This window comes from Metabacillus litoralis (genome assembly GCF_007994985.1).
Classification (GTDB): domain Bacteria; phylum Bacillota; class Bacilli; order Bacillales; family Bacillaceae; genus Metabacillus; species Metabacillus litoralis.
Map to the genome: position 1 here is coordinate 1 of NZ_VOQF01000029.1, position 21769 is coordinate 21769.

Here is a 21769-nt window from a genome sequence, read left to right on the forward strand (position 1 = left end):
ATCATAACTTATATGTCCATTATAAGGGGGTCAATCACTGTCACCACCCGGATTTTGTCGAATCACTTAACTGAGATTATTGTAGCAGCTAGGAACGTTCAACAAAACTCGGGACGTGACAGGCACCTGTCGAATAAAAAAACAGTCATCCCTTTAGGAGTGACTGTTTTTACGAGTTATAATAAGAAGAATACCTGGGTTTATCGACATAAATCGGGAAGTGACAGACACCTTCTCCTCCTCTTCCTCTACTCTCCAGCTACAAATGTTCTTTTCCCTAATTCACTATCAAGCATAAAGAATGCGTTGCTGTCTTTATCGATACGTTTTAATTTCTGAATCAGTGTATCAAAGCTAGCTTCTTCTTCAACTTGTTCTTCGATGAACCATTTTAAGAAAGTCATTGTTGCATGCTCACGCTCATCTAGAGCCATGTCTGCAAGTTCATAAATACGTCGCGTGACTTCCTTCTCGTGTAAAAGACCTTTTTCAAACACATCTAAAACCGAATCAAATTCATTATGTGGTGTTGGAAAGCCCTCTAATAAAGCACGTTCTCCCATATCATTAATAAAGTTATAAAATTTCATCGCATGAAAGCGTTCCTCTTCAGCTTGCACAAGAAAGAAATTAGCAAAACCATCTAAACTTTCTGCTGAACAATATGCTGCCATACCTAAATATGCATGAGCAGAATAGAACTCATAATTCATCTGTTTCACTAACCCATTAACAAGTTTTTCACTAATCATCATACATCCCTCCTACTTAAAACTATACCACAATCTAGTAAATGTAATCGACAAATTTCGGGTAGTGACAGGCACCCTGAGATTAACCTGTAATAAAATGTAATATTTTGTAATGGAATAATATAATAAAATTAGTTATTATTTACAGTCAATTTTAATACTATATGCTCCTCAATCCCTTACTCTATTTTTCTATCATTTAACTACTATTATCTAGCAGTAGCAACATTCACCTTTGATAATTCTAAAAACTATGAAACAAAAGAAACCACCCATGCGTTACATATGCAAAACATACTTTTATTGGAAAGTAAGGTGAATATTTCATGTGTGGATTTATTGGATGCATACACGATATAGGGATAAATCAAGAACAACAATTCAAACACCTATTTGAGAATATGAATAACATCATTGAACATAGAGGACCAGATGATTCTGGTTATTTTTATGACGACCATATTAGCTTCGGATTTAGACGTCTAAGTATTATTGATCTTGAAAGTGGTCATCAGCCGCTTTCATATGAAAATTCTCGCTATTGGATTATTTTTAATGGAGAAGTCTACAATCATGTTGAATTAAGAAATGAACTCGAGCAGGAAAGCTTTCATTTTGAAACACATTCTGATACAGAGGTTATCATTGCCATGTACAGTAAGTACAAAGAGAAAACTCCTGAAAAGCTAAGAGGAATGTTTGCGTTTCTTATTTGGGATAAACAAGAGGAAGTTTTATTCGGAGCAAGAGATCATTTCGGTATAAAGCCGTTTTTCTATAAAAAAGAAGCCGATCGAACATATTTCGCATCAGAAAAGAAAAGCATTCTTCTAGCTATGAAAAACGATGTGATAAACAGTGAAGCACTTCAACAATACTTAACTTATCAATATGTACCAGAGCCAGACACAATGTCTGATGGTATTAACAAGCTACTTCCAGGACACTATTTCACAAAAAAACCAAACAGTAACATGGAAATCAAAAAATATTGGAATGCTTCATTTTCACCAATAGCTACAACAGAGGATAAACTAGCAAAAGAAATTCGCGATGTTATGTTCGATTCAGTGAATGTTCACATGCGCAGTGATGTTCCGGTTGGGTCATTTTTATCAGGTGGAATCGATTCTTCATTAATTGCGTCAATCGCACAAAAATACAACCCTGCGATTAAAACATTTTCTGTCGGCTTTGAGCAAAATGGTTTTAGTGAAATTGATGTAGCAAAAGAAACAGCAGATAAGCTAAATATCGAAAATATCAGCTACCTGATTAGTCCTGAGGAATATATGAATGAGCTGCCGAAAATTGTGTGGCATCTTGATGATCCTTTAGCTGATCCTGCTGCAGTACCATTGTATTTTGTCGCACGTGAAGCAAGAAAGCATGTAAAAGTTGTGCTTTCTGGAGAAGGAGCAGATGAATTATTTGGCGGATATAACATATACCGTGAACCACAGGATTTAGCTGTTTTCAACAAAGTTCCGAAAAACATGAAAATGCTACTTAAAAAACTTTCGGACATCGTTCCAGAAGGTGTAACAGGCAAAAGCTTTATCGAACGCGGCTGTACTCCGATGGAAAGCCGTTATATCGGAAATGCAAAAATGTTTGATGAAAAAGAGAAAGAAAAGCTTTTCAAATGGTATAATCCGAACTTACACTATCTTGATATCACAAAGCCTTTTTATGATCAAACAAAGAATTACGATCCAGTAGATCGTATGCAATATATTGATATTCATACTTGGTTAAGAGGAGATATTCTCTTAAAAGCAGATAAAATGACAATGGCTCATTCCCTTGAGCTTCGCGTACCATTTTTGGATAAAGAAGTATTTAAGGTTGCTTCAAAAGTAGGAACTGAATTCAAAACAAGCAATAATACAACAAAATACATTCTTCGAAAAGCAGCAGAAGGTGTTGTTCCTGAGCATGTATTAACTCGTAAAAAACTTGGTTTCCCTGTTCCAATTCGTCATTGGTTAAAAAATGAAATGCATGATTGGGTTATTACTATTATAAATGAAAGTCAAACAGATCATCTGCTCAACAAAAAAGTGATTACCAATCTGTTAGAAGATCACTGTAATGGAAAAGCTGATAACAGTAGAAAAATCTGGACTGTTCTGATCTTTATGATTTGGCATCAAGTCTTTATTGAAAATAAATATAGCTTCCAGGAAACAAAACAAGCTGAGTTAGTTTAAACTGAACAAACTGTCCGAAAGCAACTAACAACAGCCTCTTTTATCAGAGGCTGTTGTTTTGATTATCTATTCGACAAAAACCGGGTGGTGACAGGCACCAAAAAAAATGAAACTTTCTCAAATCTCCTACGTAGTTATATAATGGAAGTAAAATGGACAAAAGGCTGAGGTGGATACATGAGTTTTTTTAGTAAGTTGTTTGGTAAGAAATCTTCTTCTTCACAACCTGTTGAGGAACGAAACATGTTCAATTTGCAAATGGATGACATTATCACCTATGATTTAGAGGACTATAAGGTTGTTGGGAAAATTAGTTATGATGATCATGGTTTTACATGGCATGCTTATCAGCTAGAAGGTGTGAACAGAACAATTTGGTTAAGTGTTGAAATGGATGATGAGCTTTATCTTGGAATGTATGAGAAAATTAAATTAAAGTTGCAAGAGCCTTTTCCGAAGAAAGTCGAACACGAAGGAACTACCTTCTATCTTGATGAATCTGGAACTGCACGTGTAACTGGGTTAGGCAGAAGTCAAAATATTAATGGAATGAACTGTCAATACTTTGACTATTGTGATGATGATGAGGAAAAATTTCTGTCTGTTGAAAAATGGGGCAGTGAAGTTGAAGTTAGTGTAGGGTATGAAATCGAACAATTTGAATTAAAAATTATAGCAAGTAACTAGGAGGATTTCTATGTTTAAATTATTCAAAAGAGTGAAAACCGTTGTTGATTCTGAATTAAATTCTTTACTAGACAAAGCAGAAGATCCAGTAAAAATGCTTGAGCAGTTTATGAGAGATATGGAAAGTGATATTCGTGAAGCTGAAGCAGCTGTTGCAAAGCAAATTGCAAATGAAAAAATGCTTCAAAAGAAATACGAAGATGCACAAAAAATGGTTGATAAACGTGATGAGCAAGCAATCAAAGCGATTGAAGCAGGAAATGATGATCTAGCTCGTCGTGCTCTAGAAGATAAAAAGATTCACAGCCAAACAGCTGATACGTTAAAAGAATCATATGACCGTGCAAAGCTAGATTCTGATTCAGTACGTAAGAAATTAGATGAAATGAAAGCTGAATACTATGAAATGAAACTCAAGAAAGATTCTCTTAAAGCTCGTGCAGAATCTGCAAAAACAAGAACTAAAATGAATCGTACACTGTCTGGAATTGGTAGCGATGATTCAAAGCATGGCTTTGATCGTATGGAAGAAAAGGTTCTTCAATATGAAGCTGAAGCTGAAACAAGCGAAGATATGCGTTCATCAAACAAAAGCCTTGATGATGAATTTAAATCTCTTGAAACAAATGAAGTTGATGATGAATTAGCTGCTTTAAAGAAAAAGCTCGGAAAGTAATAAAGAAAACGAATTATTTGACCAATTGAGTCCTAGCAATCCCTCTTTGCTGGGACTTTACATGGCGGTTTAGATAAAAGGGCATAGATTTGATGTCTTTCTCATAGATTGTGGTGAAAGAAGGTGAGTACATGAGAAAACCACTTCTTTTTGTTATGCTGTCACTTGTCCTTATTTTGTCAGCTTGCGGAAGTGGTGTCCAAGGTTCGACCGGTGGGACACTTTTTAAAGATGGAATTGCAGAATATATTCAAACAACGTATATGCTTCAAGATGTTGTATCAAGTCAAGAAGGCTCTGCTGAAATTTCCGAGATTTATATAGCTGAAAATCAGTCTATTGAAACAGTAGCAAGTGATTTACAAAACTATGAAAATCCTCGTGAAATAAGTGAGAAAAAAGATAATAAACAAGTACTAGTCTATGATAACCTGTTTGTCATTTTAACAAATGATCCTGATAATACTGAAAATACGATGGTTGAAGTGTCAGACTATGAATTTGTTCGCAATCATTATAATCCTAGCTTTTTTGATGGTTTATTAGTTTTATGGGTGTTAGATGAAATTCTAGATGTTGATGACTGGGGCAAAAAGCAACGTCAAAAGTGCTCTAATAATAATGATAATTGTTATGGAGGCTACGGAGCATCAGGTGGATTATTCAAAACACCAGGAACATCCTCGACCGTTCGAGGTGGCACTTCATCTGTACGTGGTGGTGGACCAGGTACAGGTAAGTAATTAATTTTAGAAGGGATGAATACAATGGAACCATTTATTTTAACAGCCGTATACTTTGCCATTGCAATTGTCATTGTATTAATTGGCTTAGCTATATTTGAATCCTTAACAAAGAAATATAAAGACTGGGATGAGGTACTAAAAGGAAATCATGCCGTTACACTTTCAATTGGTGGTAAAATAATCGGAATTTGCATCATTCTATCTTTTTCTATCTATCATAGTGCTAGCGTGCTAGATACATTGATTTGGGGTGCATTTGGTGTTCTATTACAAATGATTGCCTATCTCTTATTTGAGCTTTTCACTAGAAAATTCTCTGTAGAAGAGCAGCTACAAAAAGGAAATATATCTGTAGGAATCATTAGCATGTGTGTGTCAATTGGATTAGCATTTGTTATTGGTGCTTCGATTACATAAGAGATTATCACACTAATTCCAATACCTAATATTAGTTGCCATTTAAAAATAAGGCTAATACACGTATTTTACAAAGCAAGGAGATTCTTTTGTGATTGATCAAAATCGAAAACAAAGCAATGCCATCTATTGGGCATCAGGAATTGTGTCTGTATGCGGAATTATTTTTGAAGTCTTATTTGGTGCGGTCGGCTCCTACTTACTTGGTGATGGTGTTAAACAATACACCCTCACCATTTCTCTTTTTCTAACAGGAATGGGAATTGGTGCATCAATTAGTGAGAAAGTGACAAAGAATTTAATTTTATCATTTGTTTGGATTGAGTATTTAATTGGAATTATCGCCGGCTTCTCCACATTTTTATTATTTGGAGTTACTGCCTACCTTTCTTCTGGAATGGACGCATTTTTTCTCTATTCTGTTACATTAATTGTTGGTGCCCTCACTGGTGTTGAGCTACCCATTTTAATTAGGAAGGCGAATGAAATTGGCGTTACTCTTAAGAAAAGTACAGCAAGAGTTCTATTTTCTGATTATGCTGGAGGACTGATCGGTGGTCTTCTTTTTGTTTATTTATTACGACCTGAATTCGGACTTGTGAAAACTGCTTTTTTAGTGGCAATTATAAATGTAGCTATCGCTTTATGGATTCTCATTTATTTCAAACGAGAATTTAAACGATTTAAGCTTCATTTTTCTGCCGGAATTGCCATACTATTATTGCTTGTTTCTGGTGTTCTTTTTGGTGAAGAAACTGCGTTTTCATTTGAACAAAAGCTCTATCGTGACCCAATTGTCTATACAGATCAAACAGATTACCAGCAAATCATCCTGACGAAAGAACAAGGAGATGTACGCTTATTTCTAGATGGACAGCTTCAATTTAGCTCAAACGATGAATATCGTTATCATGAAACACTCGTTCACCCTGCAATAGCTTCTGCCAACTCAAGAAAGAATGTGTTGATTCTTGGTGGTGGTGATGGGTTAGCTTTAAGAGAATTACAAAAATATGATGATATCAAAAAAATGACGTTAGTCGATTTAGATCCTGCAGTTGTTGAGTTAGGAAGACAACACCGAGATCTTGTTACGTTAAATGAACATGCCTTTGAGGATGAGCGTGTTGAAGTAAAAAATGAGGACGCCTTCTTATTTTTACAAAAGCAGCAAAAAACCTTTTATGATGTGATTCTTGTCGATTTACCGGATCCTAATAATGAATCTTTAAATAAGCTTTATACATTAGAATTTTACCAGCTTCTACGGAATCATTTAGCACCTGGTGGATCAATTATGATTCAAGCGACAAGCCCTACATTTGCAACAGAGGTTTATTGGTCCATCGATAAAACCGTACAAGCTGCACAGCTATATACTGAAAACCTCCATGTTGATATTCCTAGCTTTGGTGATTGGGGATTTATATTAGCAAAAAGAGAAGAATTTGATCTTGAAGAGTCTACCATTTCAGTACAAACAAAGTTTCTAACCGATGATCTGTTAAAAGGACTCACTACCTTTGGTAAAGATATCGACTTTGAAATAGTAGATGCAGACGGTGAAGCAGTTGAACTCGAAACAAACACACTAATGCGTCCAACAATCATAGAAAAATATGAAAAAGCGTGGAGAAGCTATTAAAAAAAGTCACCCTTTCTTATAATGAGAGGGTGACTTTTTAGTTATAATAGTTTTCTAATTGTTCCTTGACATTACTCGACAAAAACCGGGTGGTGACAGGCACCAATCAATGCTGATCAGGTAAATCCTCATAAAAAGGAGCTGAAACCTCTACTGGATCATGTTGTAAAAATGAAGCAGTTGAAACAATAAGTGCGATTGCAAGCAAACCATTAAGTAATGTTTTTTTCATAAAATCCCCTCCTAATTGTTGAACTGTAACTCTATTATATAAAAATAATGATAATATTGAATTCTTCACTAGCGATGATTAAACAGGAATTTCAAATATAAACGTCAAGTTTTTCAGCATACACAGCCATGGATATAACTATTGGAATATTTTCGACAAACTACTATCTAAGAAATATGCTTCCGACGTAGCTTATCATGTAAACTCTCCACAAAAGAAATCATCTCATCTTTTCCTTGTAGCTTAAAAACGGTTAAGCATTTTCTAATATATGATGAACCACCCTCTTCATCACCCATGCGGTAATAGTTTGATCCACATTGAAAATATAGCTCACCTAATAAGTACATCGTCTCTAATTTCATCGCCAATTTAATAGCTTTTTGACAAAAATGCAATGATTTCTGATATTCACCCATATCTGTATATGCCTTACCAATTCCATAATAAATCCGAAGCTTAATAGAATCATCCTTCATGACATCTATTGATTTAATACTTCTTAAAAGCTTTGTGTAAAGCTCCAATGATTGAGAATATTTCCCCTGTTCCTTGTATAAAATCGCTAAGCTATTAGCTATCTCAATTTCCCGCTCCTTCATCAAAGATCGTTCATTTTTATATGTCATGAACAATGCTTCCGTTATTTTCTCAACGCTACTATGGATATTTTCATTTAAATAAAAATCGCATATCCCCTCATGCCATACTAAAAATTGCTTATGTTCAATAGACTGAAAAAATGGATTGTTTTTTTCCTGCATCACAATCTGTGAAACTGATAGATAATCACGTTCTCTTATAAAAAACCTCATCATTTTATAAACATCTCTTACATAATCAAGTCTTGGCGTTTCTGCTATTTCAAAAAAGGTATTCATATCAACACCAAGCTTTCTAGATAACTTATATAAAATCAATGAAGAAGGAATTTCGTTCGAATTTTCAATTTTGCTAATTTGGGCTTGTGTACAAATTCCCTCAGCTAATTGCTGCTGACTTAAATCCATAGACTTTCTTAAGCTCTTGATTACATGTCCTATTTCGATAGATTCATACATCATTAAGCTCCCCTTTATAAGTAGAATCCAAGTCAATTCATTCATGCAGATTTCGTAAATTTTATTCAAACTATTCATATGAAGAAAACAGCACTGTAAAAAGTCTAGTGGCCTCTTTTCTTCTTAGAATAGTACCATGTTGTTACTAATAGGAATTAGGTTAATTAGTAACACCCCTTCAGAAAAGAGCCTTCAATAAAACCAACATACCACGAACCTAGCTAGGTATTCTATAGTCCTAACTCTCTAGGTCAATAGACCAGTAAATTATGCGTAAAATTATATAACTTTCTAAACTAGCAAGTACCTCCATCTTGTTAACACTTCACTAGCTTCAAACCACCAAATAGCCCATTATATCAGCTTTGTAGAAAAACTATTATCCTACTATACTAGCTTTAACACGTGGTAATAGAGTTAGCTAATTCTAAAATAATCAAAAAGGGGAATGAAAAATGTCAAAAAAACTAGCAACCATTGTACTCGGCACTTCATTAGCTTTTAGCACCATCTTACCTACCTCAACTTCCTTTGCCTTAACACCCTCAGAGAAACTCATGGAAAACATGCAGCTAGAACAAAAACTACTAGAGAAAGATAAACAAGTTCCTAATTTTTTATCAGGTAAACTATCAAAAAACAAAGTAAAAACAGAAAAAGAAGTAAAAGCATTTTTAAAAGCCAATAAAGAATTATTTAAAATTGATTCTACTAAAGAACTTCAATTACTAGATAAGCAAACAGATGAATTAGGAATGACACACTACACCTTTGCACAGGTAGTGAAAAATGTTCCTATAGAAGGTGCAGTTTTCTCCGTTCATACTAATAAAAATAATGAAGTTATCACAACAGCTGGTCAGTTATATCCTGAAGCATCAGCTAAGCTTAAGGATACAAAGCCTTCCATTACAGAGCAAAAAGCAATTGATCTTTCATGGAGCTTGATTAATCTTTCTGAAGAAGAAACAAATATACACAATGATTCAGTAAAGGATTTATCTCCAAAAGCACACACAGCTACAGAGCATAATCAGGTCAAAAAAGACTTAGTTGTTTACGAAAAAGATGGCGAATTTACGTTGGCCTATAAGGTTCAATTACAATTCATTGAGCCTTACGGAGCTAACTGGCAAATCTTCGTTAACGCTAAAGATGGTTCAATTGTTGATTCATATAATGCAGTGAATGATGCCGCTACAACGGGATCAGGATACGGAGTAAAAGGTGATCGTAAAACTTTAAACACCTATTCATCAGGTGGGACGTATTATCTATACGATGTAACAAAACCAATGAATGGTGTAATTGAAACCTTCTCAGCTCAAAATCGATCAACATACCCTGGCTCACGTTCTGTTGATAGTAATAATGCTTGGACATCATCAACTCAAGGAGCAGATGTTGATGCCCATTATTATGCTGGACAAGTTTATGACTATTATAAAAATACCCATAACCGCAATAGCTTTGATAATAATGGTGCAACAATAAGATCAACTGTTCACTACGGAAGCAACTATAACAATGCATTCTGGAATGGCTCTCAAATGGTGTATGGTGATGGCGATGGCAGTGTGTTTGCTCCATTATCAGGTGCTCTTGATATTGTTGCCCATGAGTTAACACATGCTGTAACAGAGCGTTCAGCAGGACTTGAATACCGTAATCAATCTGGTGCATTAAATGAATCGTTCTCAGATGTATTTGGTTATTTCCTTGATCCACAAGATTATTTAATGGGTGAAGATGTGTACACTCCTACCAAATCAGGTGATGCACTGCGAAGCCTTTCAAATCCGAGTCAATTCGGACAGCCTGAGCATATGAACCAATATGTAAACACAACTTCTGATAACGGTGGCGTTCATACAAACAGCGGGATTCCTAATAAAGCCGCTTACTACACAATTAGCAGTATCGGCAAAGCCCAAGCTGAAAAAATCTATTATCGCGCACTTACAGTTTACTTAACACCAACAAGTAACTTTAGCTATGCACGAGCAGCACTTCTACAATCTACTGCAGATCTATATGGAAGTGGAAGCAGCGCTTATAACGGCGTGAAATCAGCATGGGATAAAGTTGGAGTATATTAAAAATATGGTAGTCGGGGCACTCATTTATGGGTGCTCTTTTTATTTAATAATTACTTGCTTAAATAAACTAATAAATCGCAAGAAAAACAAGTCATGAATGCACAAAAACAATGATATGGTAAAAGAGGAGAGATATTATGTAAGGAGTGAACGCAAATCCAAAACATCCGTCTAAAAGCCGCTCTAAACCGTGAACAAATTCAAAATAGATTATCCTACAAACCTGAAATTATAGAACTACACTTAGTCGAAAAAGACCTATATCAACCACACAGAATAATATCATACATACAACTAATAAAATCAAGAGGAGCTCGGGTCTATCTTCATCATCCAATGAAATACCAAGGGCAATATTTAGATATTATAAGTACAGATCCTGACATGCGGAGATTTTATGATTGGTCTTGTGAAGTACTTGCAGACATTTGCAAAAAAGAGAACATTAAATGTGTGATTCACTGTCATTACATGCAATCTGAAAGCAGCCATCTTACTGACAGAAATAAAAGACTTGAAACCAAACATAGAATAGAAGAAATTTTAACGATTTGCCGAACTGTTTTTCTATGGGAAGACACAACTCAAGGAATATTTTCAGCAAATAACCCTTATCTATTATCAGAAATTGTTCAGCCGCTCAATTTATCACTTAATATCGATATTAGTCATTCCTTTATTGCATTAAAAGGAGATAATAATGCTTTAAAAAAGCATCTAGAGCTATATCATAAACACGCTGACTATTTTCATCTAGTTGATTCCTACGGAGTAGAGCATGATTCATTACCACTTGGAAAAGGAAAAGTCGATTGGAAGATGGTGAAGCCATTTATTGGGGACACTGATTTTATCTTTGAAATTGACTTAAAAAAATCAAATTACTTAGATTGCAATCTGATGATTGAAAGTGCACGTTATTATAATGAGGTTTAAAGTAATAGCTTAAGCGTAATACCAATTCATAAGAAAAGGAGAAGTGCCATTAGCTAAGCACTTCTCCTTTTATCAATTAATAAATTAATATATTCGACAACATTCGGGTCGTGTCAGGCACCAATTTCTCGTCTTCTTTTTACTCCATAAACACCAAAGCCAACAAATAATAAGAATGCACCTAAAATTAGTGTATTATATGCATTTGTAGCCGTGCTTGGTAAGCTGTTTCCACTCTTAGGAGTAGGAGTTGGTAGATTATTAGTATCTGTATCTGTGTTTGAATCTTTATCTGCCTCATCTTTATTAGGTTCAGCTTCTACCTCAAACACTCCATATGTGCTAAAATGCTTCGTTTTAGCAGTAACCTTACCATCCTTGTACGTTCCTCCGATTACTTCCCATGCTTTCTTTTCTTCATTATAATAGAAAACCTTCACATTATTAGGATTTTTCACCTTTTTAGAATCAACATGAAAAACTAGTGTCATGTTTTCTTCAAATTGGTGATACTTCTTACCATCTGCAAAAATAGTAAAGTCGAATACCGCTAATGAGCCTTTCGCTTTCATCGGTGAAATCAAGATTTCAACTTTTTTATCAGCTAAAAGATTTTCTACTGGAATCACTAATTGAATATCTTCTTTAGAGATTGTTACTGGAATATTTTTGTCTTTAAGCATGTTCACTTGTTCTTTAGTAAGTTCTACCTTAGCTGCACCCTTTGTATTTACTTCAATGTTAAGTGAACCTTCTTTTTCAATGCTTTCTATTACATTATTAGAAATTGTATAAGTGTTTCCTTTTTTAACAGCTTTTGTTGTTTTATTTTTTTCTGTTGCTGGGTCTTCTCCGTTGCCTGGATCTTCTCCGTTACCCGGATCTTCTCCATTACCTGGATCCTCTCCATTGCCTGGGTCTTCTCCATTGCCTGGGTCTTCACCGTTGCCCGGATCTTCTCCATTGCCTGGGTCTTCTCCATTGCCTGGGTCTTCTCCACCATCAGTCACTTCGCTAATTCGACCTTCTGATGTATATGAGATTGGGCTTGTTAAGCTACTGATATAATCAATTGTTGCTTGTAGATCATCAGGACCTTGAACAGGATTTTCCCCAAATTCATTTAAGCGATATTGATCACTACTATGAGGATACATATAATTGTTCACAGTAACAGTGAATGTTTCATTATGGTCAATCTTTGTTCCATTTAAGTGGAAAATATCTACAACTTGTCCAAACTCTCCAAGAGAGCTGTTCCAAGTATATTTGAATCCACCAACACTAACATCAGGACCATATTTGCTGAATTGTGCATTTAGAATTTCCTTAAGCTCAGCACCCGTGACTTCTATCTTCACTAAAGTGTTACCAAATGGTTGAACATTGAATAGCTCACTCCACGTGATTTCTCCGGCATCTACTCCAGCACGAATACCGCCACCATTCATTAGCGCAAAATCACTATCCATTGCTTGAATCATACCATCGGCAATTAGGTTTCCAAGCGCATTGTCACCAATTTCGCCTTTCTTTGCATAACCACCATTTATTTCAGTTGCGGCAACGCCAATTACTTCATTTAGCTTTGGTCCAACAGCATCAAGATATTTCGTTAAAATGCTATTTACCTCAGGATCTGGTGTTACACCCTCTTGCACAACATCTACAATTTGAGCTGATTTTTCAACAATATCACCTGTTAATGGATCGATTTTAAAATCAACATCACCAAATGCTTTACCATAATCCCATGCTTGAATAATTAACTTGTTATCAACTTCTGCATTCAGCTTCACATGATTATGAGCAGCAAAAATCATATCTACCGCATCATTTGCTTTGGTAGCAATATCAGCAATTTCCCCTGTAATTGTATTTCCTTCTTGATTACCTGGAACATGTGCTAAAACAACAATTGCTTCAATTCCTTGTTTTTGAAGCTCTGGAACATACTTATTGATAGCTTCAGCTTCATCAGTGAAGCGTACATTTTCATTACCTTTTGCAATGATCATATTTGGTGTTTCAGTTGTTGCAATACCAATAAATCCAACCTTTGTTCCAGCAATTTCTTTAATTGTGTAAGGGTCTAGAACAAGTTTACCCGAATCCTTGTATTCAACATTTGCTGCAACCATTGGAAAATTAATTCCATCATAGTTCTCAGTACCATTCTCGTGTTCCCCGCCTTGAATTAAGCGAAGCATTTCTGCCACACCTTCATCAAATTCGTGGTTTCCAACTGTACCAACATCAAAACCGATTGACTCCACCATTTCTACTGTTGGCTCGTCTTGTAGCAAGCTTGAAACAGGAGAGCTTCCACCAACCATATCACCTGGATGAACGATTAGTGTGTTGGCTGGATTTTCTGCTTCATGCTGACGAAGATAAGTAGCTAAATAATCCATACGTCCAATTTTCGTATCTTTCACACCATTTATTTCAGCTTTAGATGTGACATCAATTTTCCCGTGTAAATCATTTACACTTAAAATTTGTGCATCGATTAGTTCAGCTTGCTTTTCAGCATCTTCTTGGAAAATACGTCCTACATTATATGAAATAGGACCTTCAAAATTCTTAACAAAATCAACTGTAGCTTCTAAATCCTCTAATCCTACAACTGGGTTTTTACCTAATTCACCAATTGGACGATATTTTGCTCCAGTTGCTGTTGCCATAAAGTTATTTACTGTAATTGTATACGTTTCTTCTTCATCAATTACTGTACCATCAGGCATTGTAATTTCTGTTACTTCTAATGGTGATTTTGTCCATTTGTATTTAAAGCCCGAAATACTATAATCAGGACCATATGATGTTGAAAGCTGTGCCTTCATGATCTTGTATAAATCTGCACCTTTAATTTCAAGCTTTGTTAATACATTGTTGAAAGGCTGAATATTGAATAATTCATTCCATGTAATTGGACCTGCGTTCAATCCATCACGAATTCCCCCACCATTCATTAGGGCAAAATCTGAATTCATTGAATGTCGCATACCATCAGCAATTAAATTTCCAAGCTCATTATCGCCAATTGCACCAAATGCTGAGTAGCCACCACTCATATCAGTTGCTGCTTGTCCAACGACTTCATTTAAAATATCTGCTACTTTATTTTCATATTTAGCTAGAATACCAGCTACAACTGGATCTGGCTCAATTTTACTTTGATCAACATAAACAACTTCAGCTGTTTCTTTCACAATATCTCCTGTAGAACGATCAATTTCTACATCAATATCTGCAAAAGCTTTTCCATATTCCCAAGCTTGTACGATTAATTTTGAATCAACATAGCCATTGACGATTTTGTGATTATCACCAGCTAAGATAATATCTACTTCATCATCAACACCATTTGCTAAAGTTGCTGCTTCACCTGTTATCGTGTCACCATCCTGTGATGCTGTTAAGTGACCAAGAACAACGATTGATTTTACATTTTGTGCTTTTAGCTCAGCAACTGCTTTATTTACACCTTCTGTATAATCTGTAAAACGAATATCTTTAATGCCTTCAGGAATAACCTTTCCAGCGGTTGAAGGAGTAATCGCTCCAACAAATCCAACCTTCACTCCATCTACTTCTTTAATAAAATATGAATCTAGTAAAGGTTTTCCTGTTTCTTTATACTCACAGTTTGCACATAAAAGGGGAAAGTTTTGACCATCATAATTTTCCGTACCATTAGGATGATTTCCACCTTCTAAAATACGTTTTAATTCTGTTACACCTTCATCAAATTCATGATTACCAACAACACCTACATCAAAACCAATCTCTTCCATAATTTCTACTGTAGGCTCATCCTGTAAAAGCGCTGATACTGGTGAGCTTCCGCCGATAATATCACCTGCATGAACTTTCAATGTATTCGGGTTATCGTTCTCACGATCCTTTAAGTACGCTGAAACATAATCCATGCGTCCTAAAGTACCTTCATCTAGGCTGTACGTTTGATCAATTTTGCCATGTAAATCATTGATACTTAATAATTGCAACAGTAAATGATCCTTTGGCTCTTCAGCAGTAACTGCTGTATACCCATTATCTTCAGCTTCTTTTTCACTACTAAAGAAAACACGTGCCTCAACAGGTACATCCTTAAAATTCTCTGGAGAAACATATTTCATTGTCTCCGAGTTACCAACATATCTTAATAATCCTTTACCTTGCTCTCTTGCACGGAATTCAAAAGGCAATTCAGCAAGTTGGTTTTCAGGATTCCAAATTCCTTTTCCATGTTGTTTTGCTTCTTTTACAGCTGCTTGGAACTGTTCATACTCACTTTGATTACCTACAGGCCAAATAAAATATGTAGTAGCATAGCCTTCTTCAACCATTTTCAAGTTCGTATTCACACCAGTATCCTTATGAATTACTTGTGCAAGTAAACGACCATAAGTATCTAATGCTTCCTCGCCTACTTTTACAATAACCTCATCACCAGCTTTAAGTAGCTGATTTAAGTATTGCTTCGCTTGCTCTCCATGATATTTCTGACTTTCATCTTCAGCATTTTTCGGAGAATGATACGTTTCTGGTGTATCAATGTTAACGTATCGAACCTTTGTTGTACCTAATACAGGTGTTGAAAGATGAATTGTGTCTCCATCAACAACACTTGCAACTTTTGATGTATATTCACCCGCAACACTTGGAGCTTCAGGCTGCTCTTGTAGCAACTCTATGTCAGCTGCTTTACGTGGTAAAACTTGATATGAGTCATATTGACTAACAATAGCAGTAAAACTGTACCATTTGCCTTCTTTTACTGCTTCAATTGCATTTGTACCTTCCATAATACGTACTGTTGTACTGTTAAATTCTTTATCTATAATACTTACATTATATCCGCCACCAGCTGGGCTAGTTGGCACACTTTGTACATAGCCTTCAACTTTAACAAGCTGTCCTTCTAAGGCCTCAGCTTTTTCATTGTTGTTTAAGTCTACTAAACTAGTTTTCTTCGGCTGAGCCAGTTCATTTCCTTCAGAAAGAACTTCAATACCGCCAGCTGCTGGCACGATTTCAGTAAGTCCTTTATAAGCCTCGATATTACCTGTTATCTTAATGAGTTGACCTTCTTTTAAAGTAGGAAAACCTGTTCCATCATAAGCATAAATATTGATTCCTGCTGTTTCATCTTGAATATATGTAGATAATTTCCCACCACCAATGCTTGAGTTATCAGCTGTAACGATTCCTTCTACTGTTACAGTTTGTCCCAGTTTAGTGCGAGCGTCGGCAATTGTTCCTTCTGCAGGTTGTGGAGAAGGCTCGCCAGAAGTAGGTTCTGTGAATTTTAAAGAGGTAACATTTTCAATAGATTCACTTCCGGAATACACATCTCTTTTACCTGATACAATAATTTCTTTGTTAAGAGCTGCAGGATTATTTTGTGGACTAAATTCTGCACGATAGTCCTTTGTTAGCTGAACGACAATTGTCGACTCACTATCAACACGATCAGCTACTTTTATAGCATACTCTCCATTAGTTCCAGCAACAATAATTCCCTTCATTGTAACAGCTGTACCTCTTGATTCAGCTAATGCCTCTTCAACAGTTAACACATCACTAGCTGCATTCGCTTGTGGAGCAAAGCTTGTCAAAAATGATGGTAAAACCAACGATAAAATTAGAACAAAAGCTAAGTACTTCCTTATTGCTAATCTCTGCATAACTCTCCTCCTAAATAATGTTTACTAAGTTAACATACAAATACAACAATAGCTCATGATTGTTAATCAACTATTAAAAATATGTAAACCTTTGTAAAACTTGGTAAAAAAATAGCGAATTTTGATCCAATACCTAAAAGGACCTGTACCTCAAGTAACTCTTTTAATAGTAATAAGAAAGCCCTTGAACTTTTTATCCTCCTCCTCATGCATTACTTTTTATAGGATGACAAATCTAGTAAGCTGTTTAGTTCATACGATATTCTTAGAGGCTTCTAAATAATAAGAAGATAATATACCTAAAATCACCCAACCGACTATTAACCAATATTTGGTTCCCCTTGATTGTAAAGTAAATTAGAAAAATGTGAACAAACCTGTTAGGGAATGTACCCTGAAACAGTATTTGAGATATAGCACACATGATAAGTTAATGGAAGCATGGTAGGTGAAACGAATTGATGTTTACTTACTGTGGGAGATATCTGAGGTTCAATAGGCATTTAAACTAGCCATAAAAAATCTAAGCACAGTTATATAATTTCCAAACATACAAAAAAAGCGACCGAAACAGCATCGGTCACCTTCCATCTACATTCAATTAATTTGTCACCATCCGACAAAAGTCGGGTGGTGACAGGCACCAAAATTAACCTATCTTCACACCCTTACCTTTGCTTTTGTTTCCGGCTTTATCTGTTGCCCAGATGGTAATGGTTGTTCCCTTTTTTTGTTTAGAGATTTTCACTTTATAGTTACCTTTTTTATCTGTTGTTGCCTTGCCTAATAGTTTTTTTGATGAATTTGTTATTGTAACGATAGAATTTGCTTCAGCTTTTCCTGTTACTGTTGTTGTTTTTGAAGTTATTTTATTAGCTGTCGGTACAGATGGAGCTAATTTATCGATAACAGTTGTTGTTAAGGTTTTGCTTTTATTCCCCGCTTTGTCTGTTGCGAAAAGACTGATTGATGTTGTTGCCTTTTGTTTTTTCGAAATTTTAATAGAATACTTACCTTTGCTATTTACTGTTGCTGTTCCTAGTAATGTCTTCCCAGCATTAACTGTTACAGTAGATCCCACTTCCGCTGTTCCTTCAATAACTGTTGATATATTACTAATTGTTTTAACAGTAGGAAGATTTGGAGGGGTCTTATCTTTAACAGATAGCTTTGTTTCAATACTCGTATTTCCCGCATTGTCTGTTGCTTTTACTGTGAACGTAACGCCTGCTTTTTGTTTTTTGATCGATAATGAAAATAGACCGTCTTTATCAGCATTAATTGTTTTAGTCAATCCATTATAAACAAGAGTAATAATAGCATTCGGTTCGCTTTTCCCTTTAACAATAACTGACTGATCCGTTATCTCATTCACTGTCGGAGCTGCTGGTGCAGTAACATCCTTTACAATCAATTTTGTCTGATCACTAACATTTCCTGCCTGATCTGTTGCCGTCACAATCACTTCGGTTCCTGCTTTTAACTTAGTAATCGGTAACGTGAAAAGACCTTCATGGTTAGCCTGGATAGATTTCACTGAAGAATTGTAGCCTATATTAACAAATGCATTTGCTTCAGTTTCACCAGAAACCGTCGTTGATTTGTCCGTCACTTCATTTAGGATAGGCTTTTGAGGTGCTCTTACATCATGAAAGTTGAATGTATACTCCTCACTCGCTTGACCTGAAGCATCAATGACTGAAACATAGAATTCCTTATATTCATAATTACTAGGAAGCTCTGCATAAAAACGGCCATCAAATTTAGCTTGCTTTGTGACAATAACTCCAGCTTTATTCGATATAGTCACCATGGCATACTTTTTTGTTTTTCCATTAATAAAGGGATAATCATTTGTCACTTGATCGTTTAATGTAAATGTTGGTGGTGCTTTGTCTTCAACTATATAATATGTTTCTGATTTCATTCCTGCTATCTTTTGAGTCACACTTATTAATCCGCTAATTTCTTCATTAACAGGTATCATAAAATAGCCATTTTCATCAGATATCGTCTTACCAACCTCTACCCCATTTGCTTTTAAGATTATCTCTGCAAGAGGAGCTGCATTACCTTTAAGTTCAGTATCTTTTTGAGCAAAGTCTATCAAAATCGGTGTACTAGTATATAGTTCTGCTGTTTGTATATCATTTGGTAATTTGTAAGATAGAGATGTAGGCTTACTTTCCTGATAACCTTTTCTTGTTCTCGTTATGCTGATGCTTCCTTCATTATCATCTAATGAAATTCGATATGCTTCACGATCGTGCTCAATTTTATAGCTAGAAATAAGTTGGTTATGATCATTGTAAAGCTTAATAATGTCATTAAATTTAACATGTTTAATCTTTATATACTTTTCTTCACCTAGGTTTTTACTGAAAATGTTAACATCATCTTCAGAAATTTCAGGTGAATTCATACCCATATATTCCGATTCTTTAAGGTAATCCATTGCGTAATAAGGCTCATTAAGATATTTTTGTTTAATTCTTACTGCTATAGCATAAGCACTAAATGGTACTGAAGTACTTTCTGATACCGCAAATTGATAGCTTGAATTACTACCTCTTTTTTCAACATCACCAAGTTTTGAAAAGCCATCGTCTGTGATGAATCCCACTTCATATCCAAGTATATCTTCAGTCTCATCACGAGCACCTTTGAAATTTACAACTCCAGAAATGGAACCATACCTTGAATCGGTATCATTAAATTCAACAGTATGTGGAGTATGTATATTATTTTTCCATAAACGACTTATACCTGGGTTTCCTTCACCTTCTGCAGTCCTTGGATATATACCAATAGATATAGCAGAGCTAGGTATATCGTTTCTATTCAACCAAACGGAATTTGATGAGTATAAGCTTTTATTCAGCTCACCAATTTGTTTAATTTTCTCAGAATTCTTATCTAGATAATAAAGGACATACCCTTCAACTGCGTCTTCATTGTAAATATCGGTAAAATTAACAATATACTCATCTTTATCTAAATCGGTAGTAATTGCAGATACCTTTGGAGAAGTGGGTAGTGATGTTTTCTCTATTTTCTCAGCAGAAATATTGTCAATAGGATTAAGCCACATTCCAGTTATAAAATATCCATTCTCATCTTCGGCACTTAATTCTAGTTGAGTTAATTTCCCATTAAATGTAGTATTCTCGGCAAATTGAAATGCGTAGCTGCTCAAATCATTAGCAGGAATTTTTGCTATTATAAATTCTTCAGCATTACCATGCTCACCTTTTATTTCTCCCTCAAGAACATAGTGGTCAACACCATCCGACTTATCTGGACCTTGCCAAATTATAGTTCCTCCATATTCTCCTCTATTTGGATCTAAATCTATAAAATCAAACTCTCTTAAATCTTCAGATTCCACTTCTGCTGCAAAAGAATTATTCAAGTTGAATGGAATGATTGTCAAACTAGAGATTAATGTAATACTAGTTAAAAAGAGTCCCCATTTTTTCCACACCAGTTATTTTCCCCCAATATTTTACAAAGATATAGATATTATATCTTCTTTTATAGAAGCTGAATATAGAAATGTTTTTAATAAATAGAGTAATGTAGATTCAGTTAAAAGGATATGACTGTTTGAAATTTTTGCGTAAAAAAAGAGAAGTGTATCAACACTTCTCAAAGGTTTAAAAAATCCCTAAAAACTTCTTACGCTGAATCTCTTGTGGGGGCTGTCTGTATATTGTACTTCCTTCTACTACTAACTCAGCATTTTCCTGAAACATATAAACAAGCTCACTACCAAATTCTTTGCCAATCACATCATAAGCCTCTCTTAAACGGAATGTTCGCCCAGATAGGTTATGTGCATCAGATGCTATAAAATGAGCCTGACTTGACTCAATTAATTGTAGAGAAAACTTCTTAATTTTTTTGCCGAAATCACCTGTAACACTTGAAGCTGTCACCTGTGTTGCTGCACCTTGTTCAACGAATTTAAATAATATATTAGGATTTTCAATAATCTCTGAATTACGCTCAGGATGAACGATAATAGGTGAAAGTCCAGCTAATTGAATATCAAATAATAGCTTCTTTGTATATCTTGGAACGTGATTTGAAGGTAATTCAATAAATACATATTTTGATTGATTAAGAGTTAGAATTTCACCCTTTTCATAATCCTCCAAAAGATCCCCATAAATCCTTGGTTCTTGTCCAGGAAGAATTTCAAGTGGAATATTATGTTCACTAATCAGTTTATTTAACTGAAGCACTTTATCTTTAATAGTTGCAGCCGTATTTTCATACTTACCATTTTTATGGTGTGGTGTGGCAATGATTTTTGTAATACCCTCATTTGCCGCATGCTTCACCATATCTAAAGAAGCATTCATATCTTTCGCACCATCATCAATTCCATCAAGAATGTGGCAATGAATATCAATCATATTAAGTAACCCCTACCTTTCTACCAAACATGGTTTTTCGCACACAAAACATCAATATTACTATTATTATATATCCCAAACGATAAGTCTACATTCAAATTAACCCATTCGACAAAACCCGGGGCGTGACAGTGATTGACCCCCTTATAATGGACATATAAGTTATGATAAAGATACGACAAAGCTAT

14 protein-coding genes are annotated in these 21769 nt (G+C 35.2%); 8 read left to right on the forward strand and 6 right to left on the reverse strand.

Annotated elements, in window-relative coordinates; translation table 11 throughout:
• Positions 1 to 248: 248 nt before the first annotated feature.
• On the reverse strand, positions 249 to 752 hold the full coding sequence (locus FS935_RS22355) for a ferritin (RefSeq protein WP_146950826.1): 504 nt from the start codon (positions 750 to 752) through the stop codon (positions 249 to 251).
• 326 nt (positions 753 to 1078) lie between these two features.
• Between FS935_RS22355 and asnB the strand changes: the two genes are divergently transcribed.
• From asnB to FS935_RS22385, 6 genes are all read left to right on the forward strand, one after another.
• Positions 1079 to 2965 (forward strand): asparagine synthase (glutamine-hydrolyzing), encoded by a 1887-nt coding sequence (asnB, locus tag FS935_RS22360; protein ID WP_146950827.1) that lies wholly within the window; start codon positions 1079 to 1081, stop codon positions 2963 to 2965.
• Between the two features lie 177 nt (positions 2966 to 3142).
• Entirely contained in the window at positions 3143 to 3652 is a 510-nt protein-coding gene (locus FS935_RS22365; protein WP_146950828.1) for a DUF4178 domain-containing protein, read from the forward strand.
• A 10-nt stretch (positions 3653 to 3662) separates the two neighbouring features.
• A complete protein-coding gene (locus FS935_RS22370) occupies positions 3663 to 4328 on the forward strand; it encodes a PspA/IM30 family protein (protein WP_146950829.1) in 666 nt (221 codons plus the stop codon).
• 131 nt (positions 4329 to 4459) lie between these two features.
• A complete protein-coding gene (locus tag FS935_RS22375; protein WP_146950830.1) occupies positions 4460 to 5071 on the forward strand; it encodes a DUF4247 domain-containing protein in 612 nt (203 codons plus the stop codon).
• Positions 5072 to 5095: 24 nt separating this feature from the next.
• Positions 5096 to 5491, forward strand: coding sequence for a DUF350 domain-containing protein (locus tag FS935_RS22380; protein WP_146950831.1), 396 nt, complete (start codon positions 5096 to 5098; stop codon positions 5489 to 5491).
• A gap of 91 nt (positions 5492 to 5582) precedes the next feature.
• Positions 5583 to 7136, forward strand: a complete 1554-nt coding sequence (locus FS935_RS22385; RefSeq protein WP_146950832.1) for a polyamine aminopropyltransferase — start codon at positions 5583 to 5585, stop codon at positions 7134 to 7136.
• Positions 7137 to 7242: 106 nt separating this feature from the next.
• On the opposite strand, the gene FS935_RS24330 is transcribed toward FS935_RS22385, so the two are convergent.
• Positions 7243 to 7368, reverse strand: a complete 126-nt coding sequence (locus FS935_RS24330; RefSeq protein WP_275669642.1) for a hypothetical protein — start codon at positions 7366 to 7368, stop codon at positions 7243 to 7245.
• A 167-nt stretch (positions 7369 to 7535) separates the two neighbouring features.
• The gene (locus FS935_RS22390) at positions 7536 to 8429 is read right to left on the reverse strand and encodes a helix-turn-helix domain-containing protein (protein ID WP_158638694.1); all 894 of its coding nucleotides are present in this window, start codon (positions 8427 to 8429) and stop codon (positions 7536 to 7538) included.
• 455 nt (positions 8430 to 8884) lie between these two features.
• Here FS935_RS22390 and FS935_RS22395 point away from each other — a divergent pair, with 455 nt between their 5' ends.
• Positions 8885 to 10528, forward strand: coding sequence for a M4 family metallopeptidase (locus FS935_RS22395; protein WP_146950834.1), 1644 nt, complete (start codon positions 8885 to 8887; stop codon positions 10526 to 10528).
• Positions 10529 to 10807: 279 nt separating this feature from the next.
• Complete coding sequence (locus FS935_RS22400; RefSeq protein ID WP_439116692.1) at positions 10808 to 11464, forward strand: TIM barrel protein; 657 nt, start codon at positions 10808 to 10810, stop codon at positions 11462 to 11464.
• Between the two features lie 113 nt (positions 11465 to 11577).
• On the opposite strand, the gene FS935_RS22405 is transcribed toward FS935_RS22400, so the two are convergent.
• From FS935_RS22405 to FS935_RS22415, 3 genes are all read right to left on the reverse strand, one after another.
• Positions 11578 to 17160, reverse strand: coding sequence for a 5'-nucleotidase C-terminal domain-containing protein (locus FS935_RS22405; RefSeq protein ID WP_146950836.1), 5583 nt, complete (start codon positions 17158 to 17160; stop codon positions 11578 to 11580).
• Positions 17161 to 17809: 649 nt separating this feature from the next.
• Positions 17810 to 20644, reverse strand: coding sequence for an Ig-like domain-containing protein (locus FS935_RS22410; protein WP_146950837.1), 2835 nt, complete (start codon positions 20642 to 20644; stop codon positions 17810 to 17812).
• A 172-nt stretch (positions 20645 to 20816) separates the two neighbouring features.
• Complete coding sequence (locus FS935_RS22415; RefSeq protein WP_146950838.1) at positions 20817 to 21581, reverse strand: tyrosine-protein phosphatase; 765 nt, start codon at positions 21579 to 21581, stop codon at positions 20817 to 20819.
• Positions 21582 to 21769 lie beyond the last annotated feature (188 nt).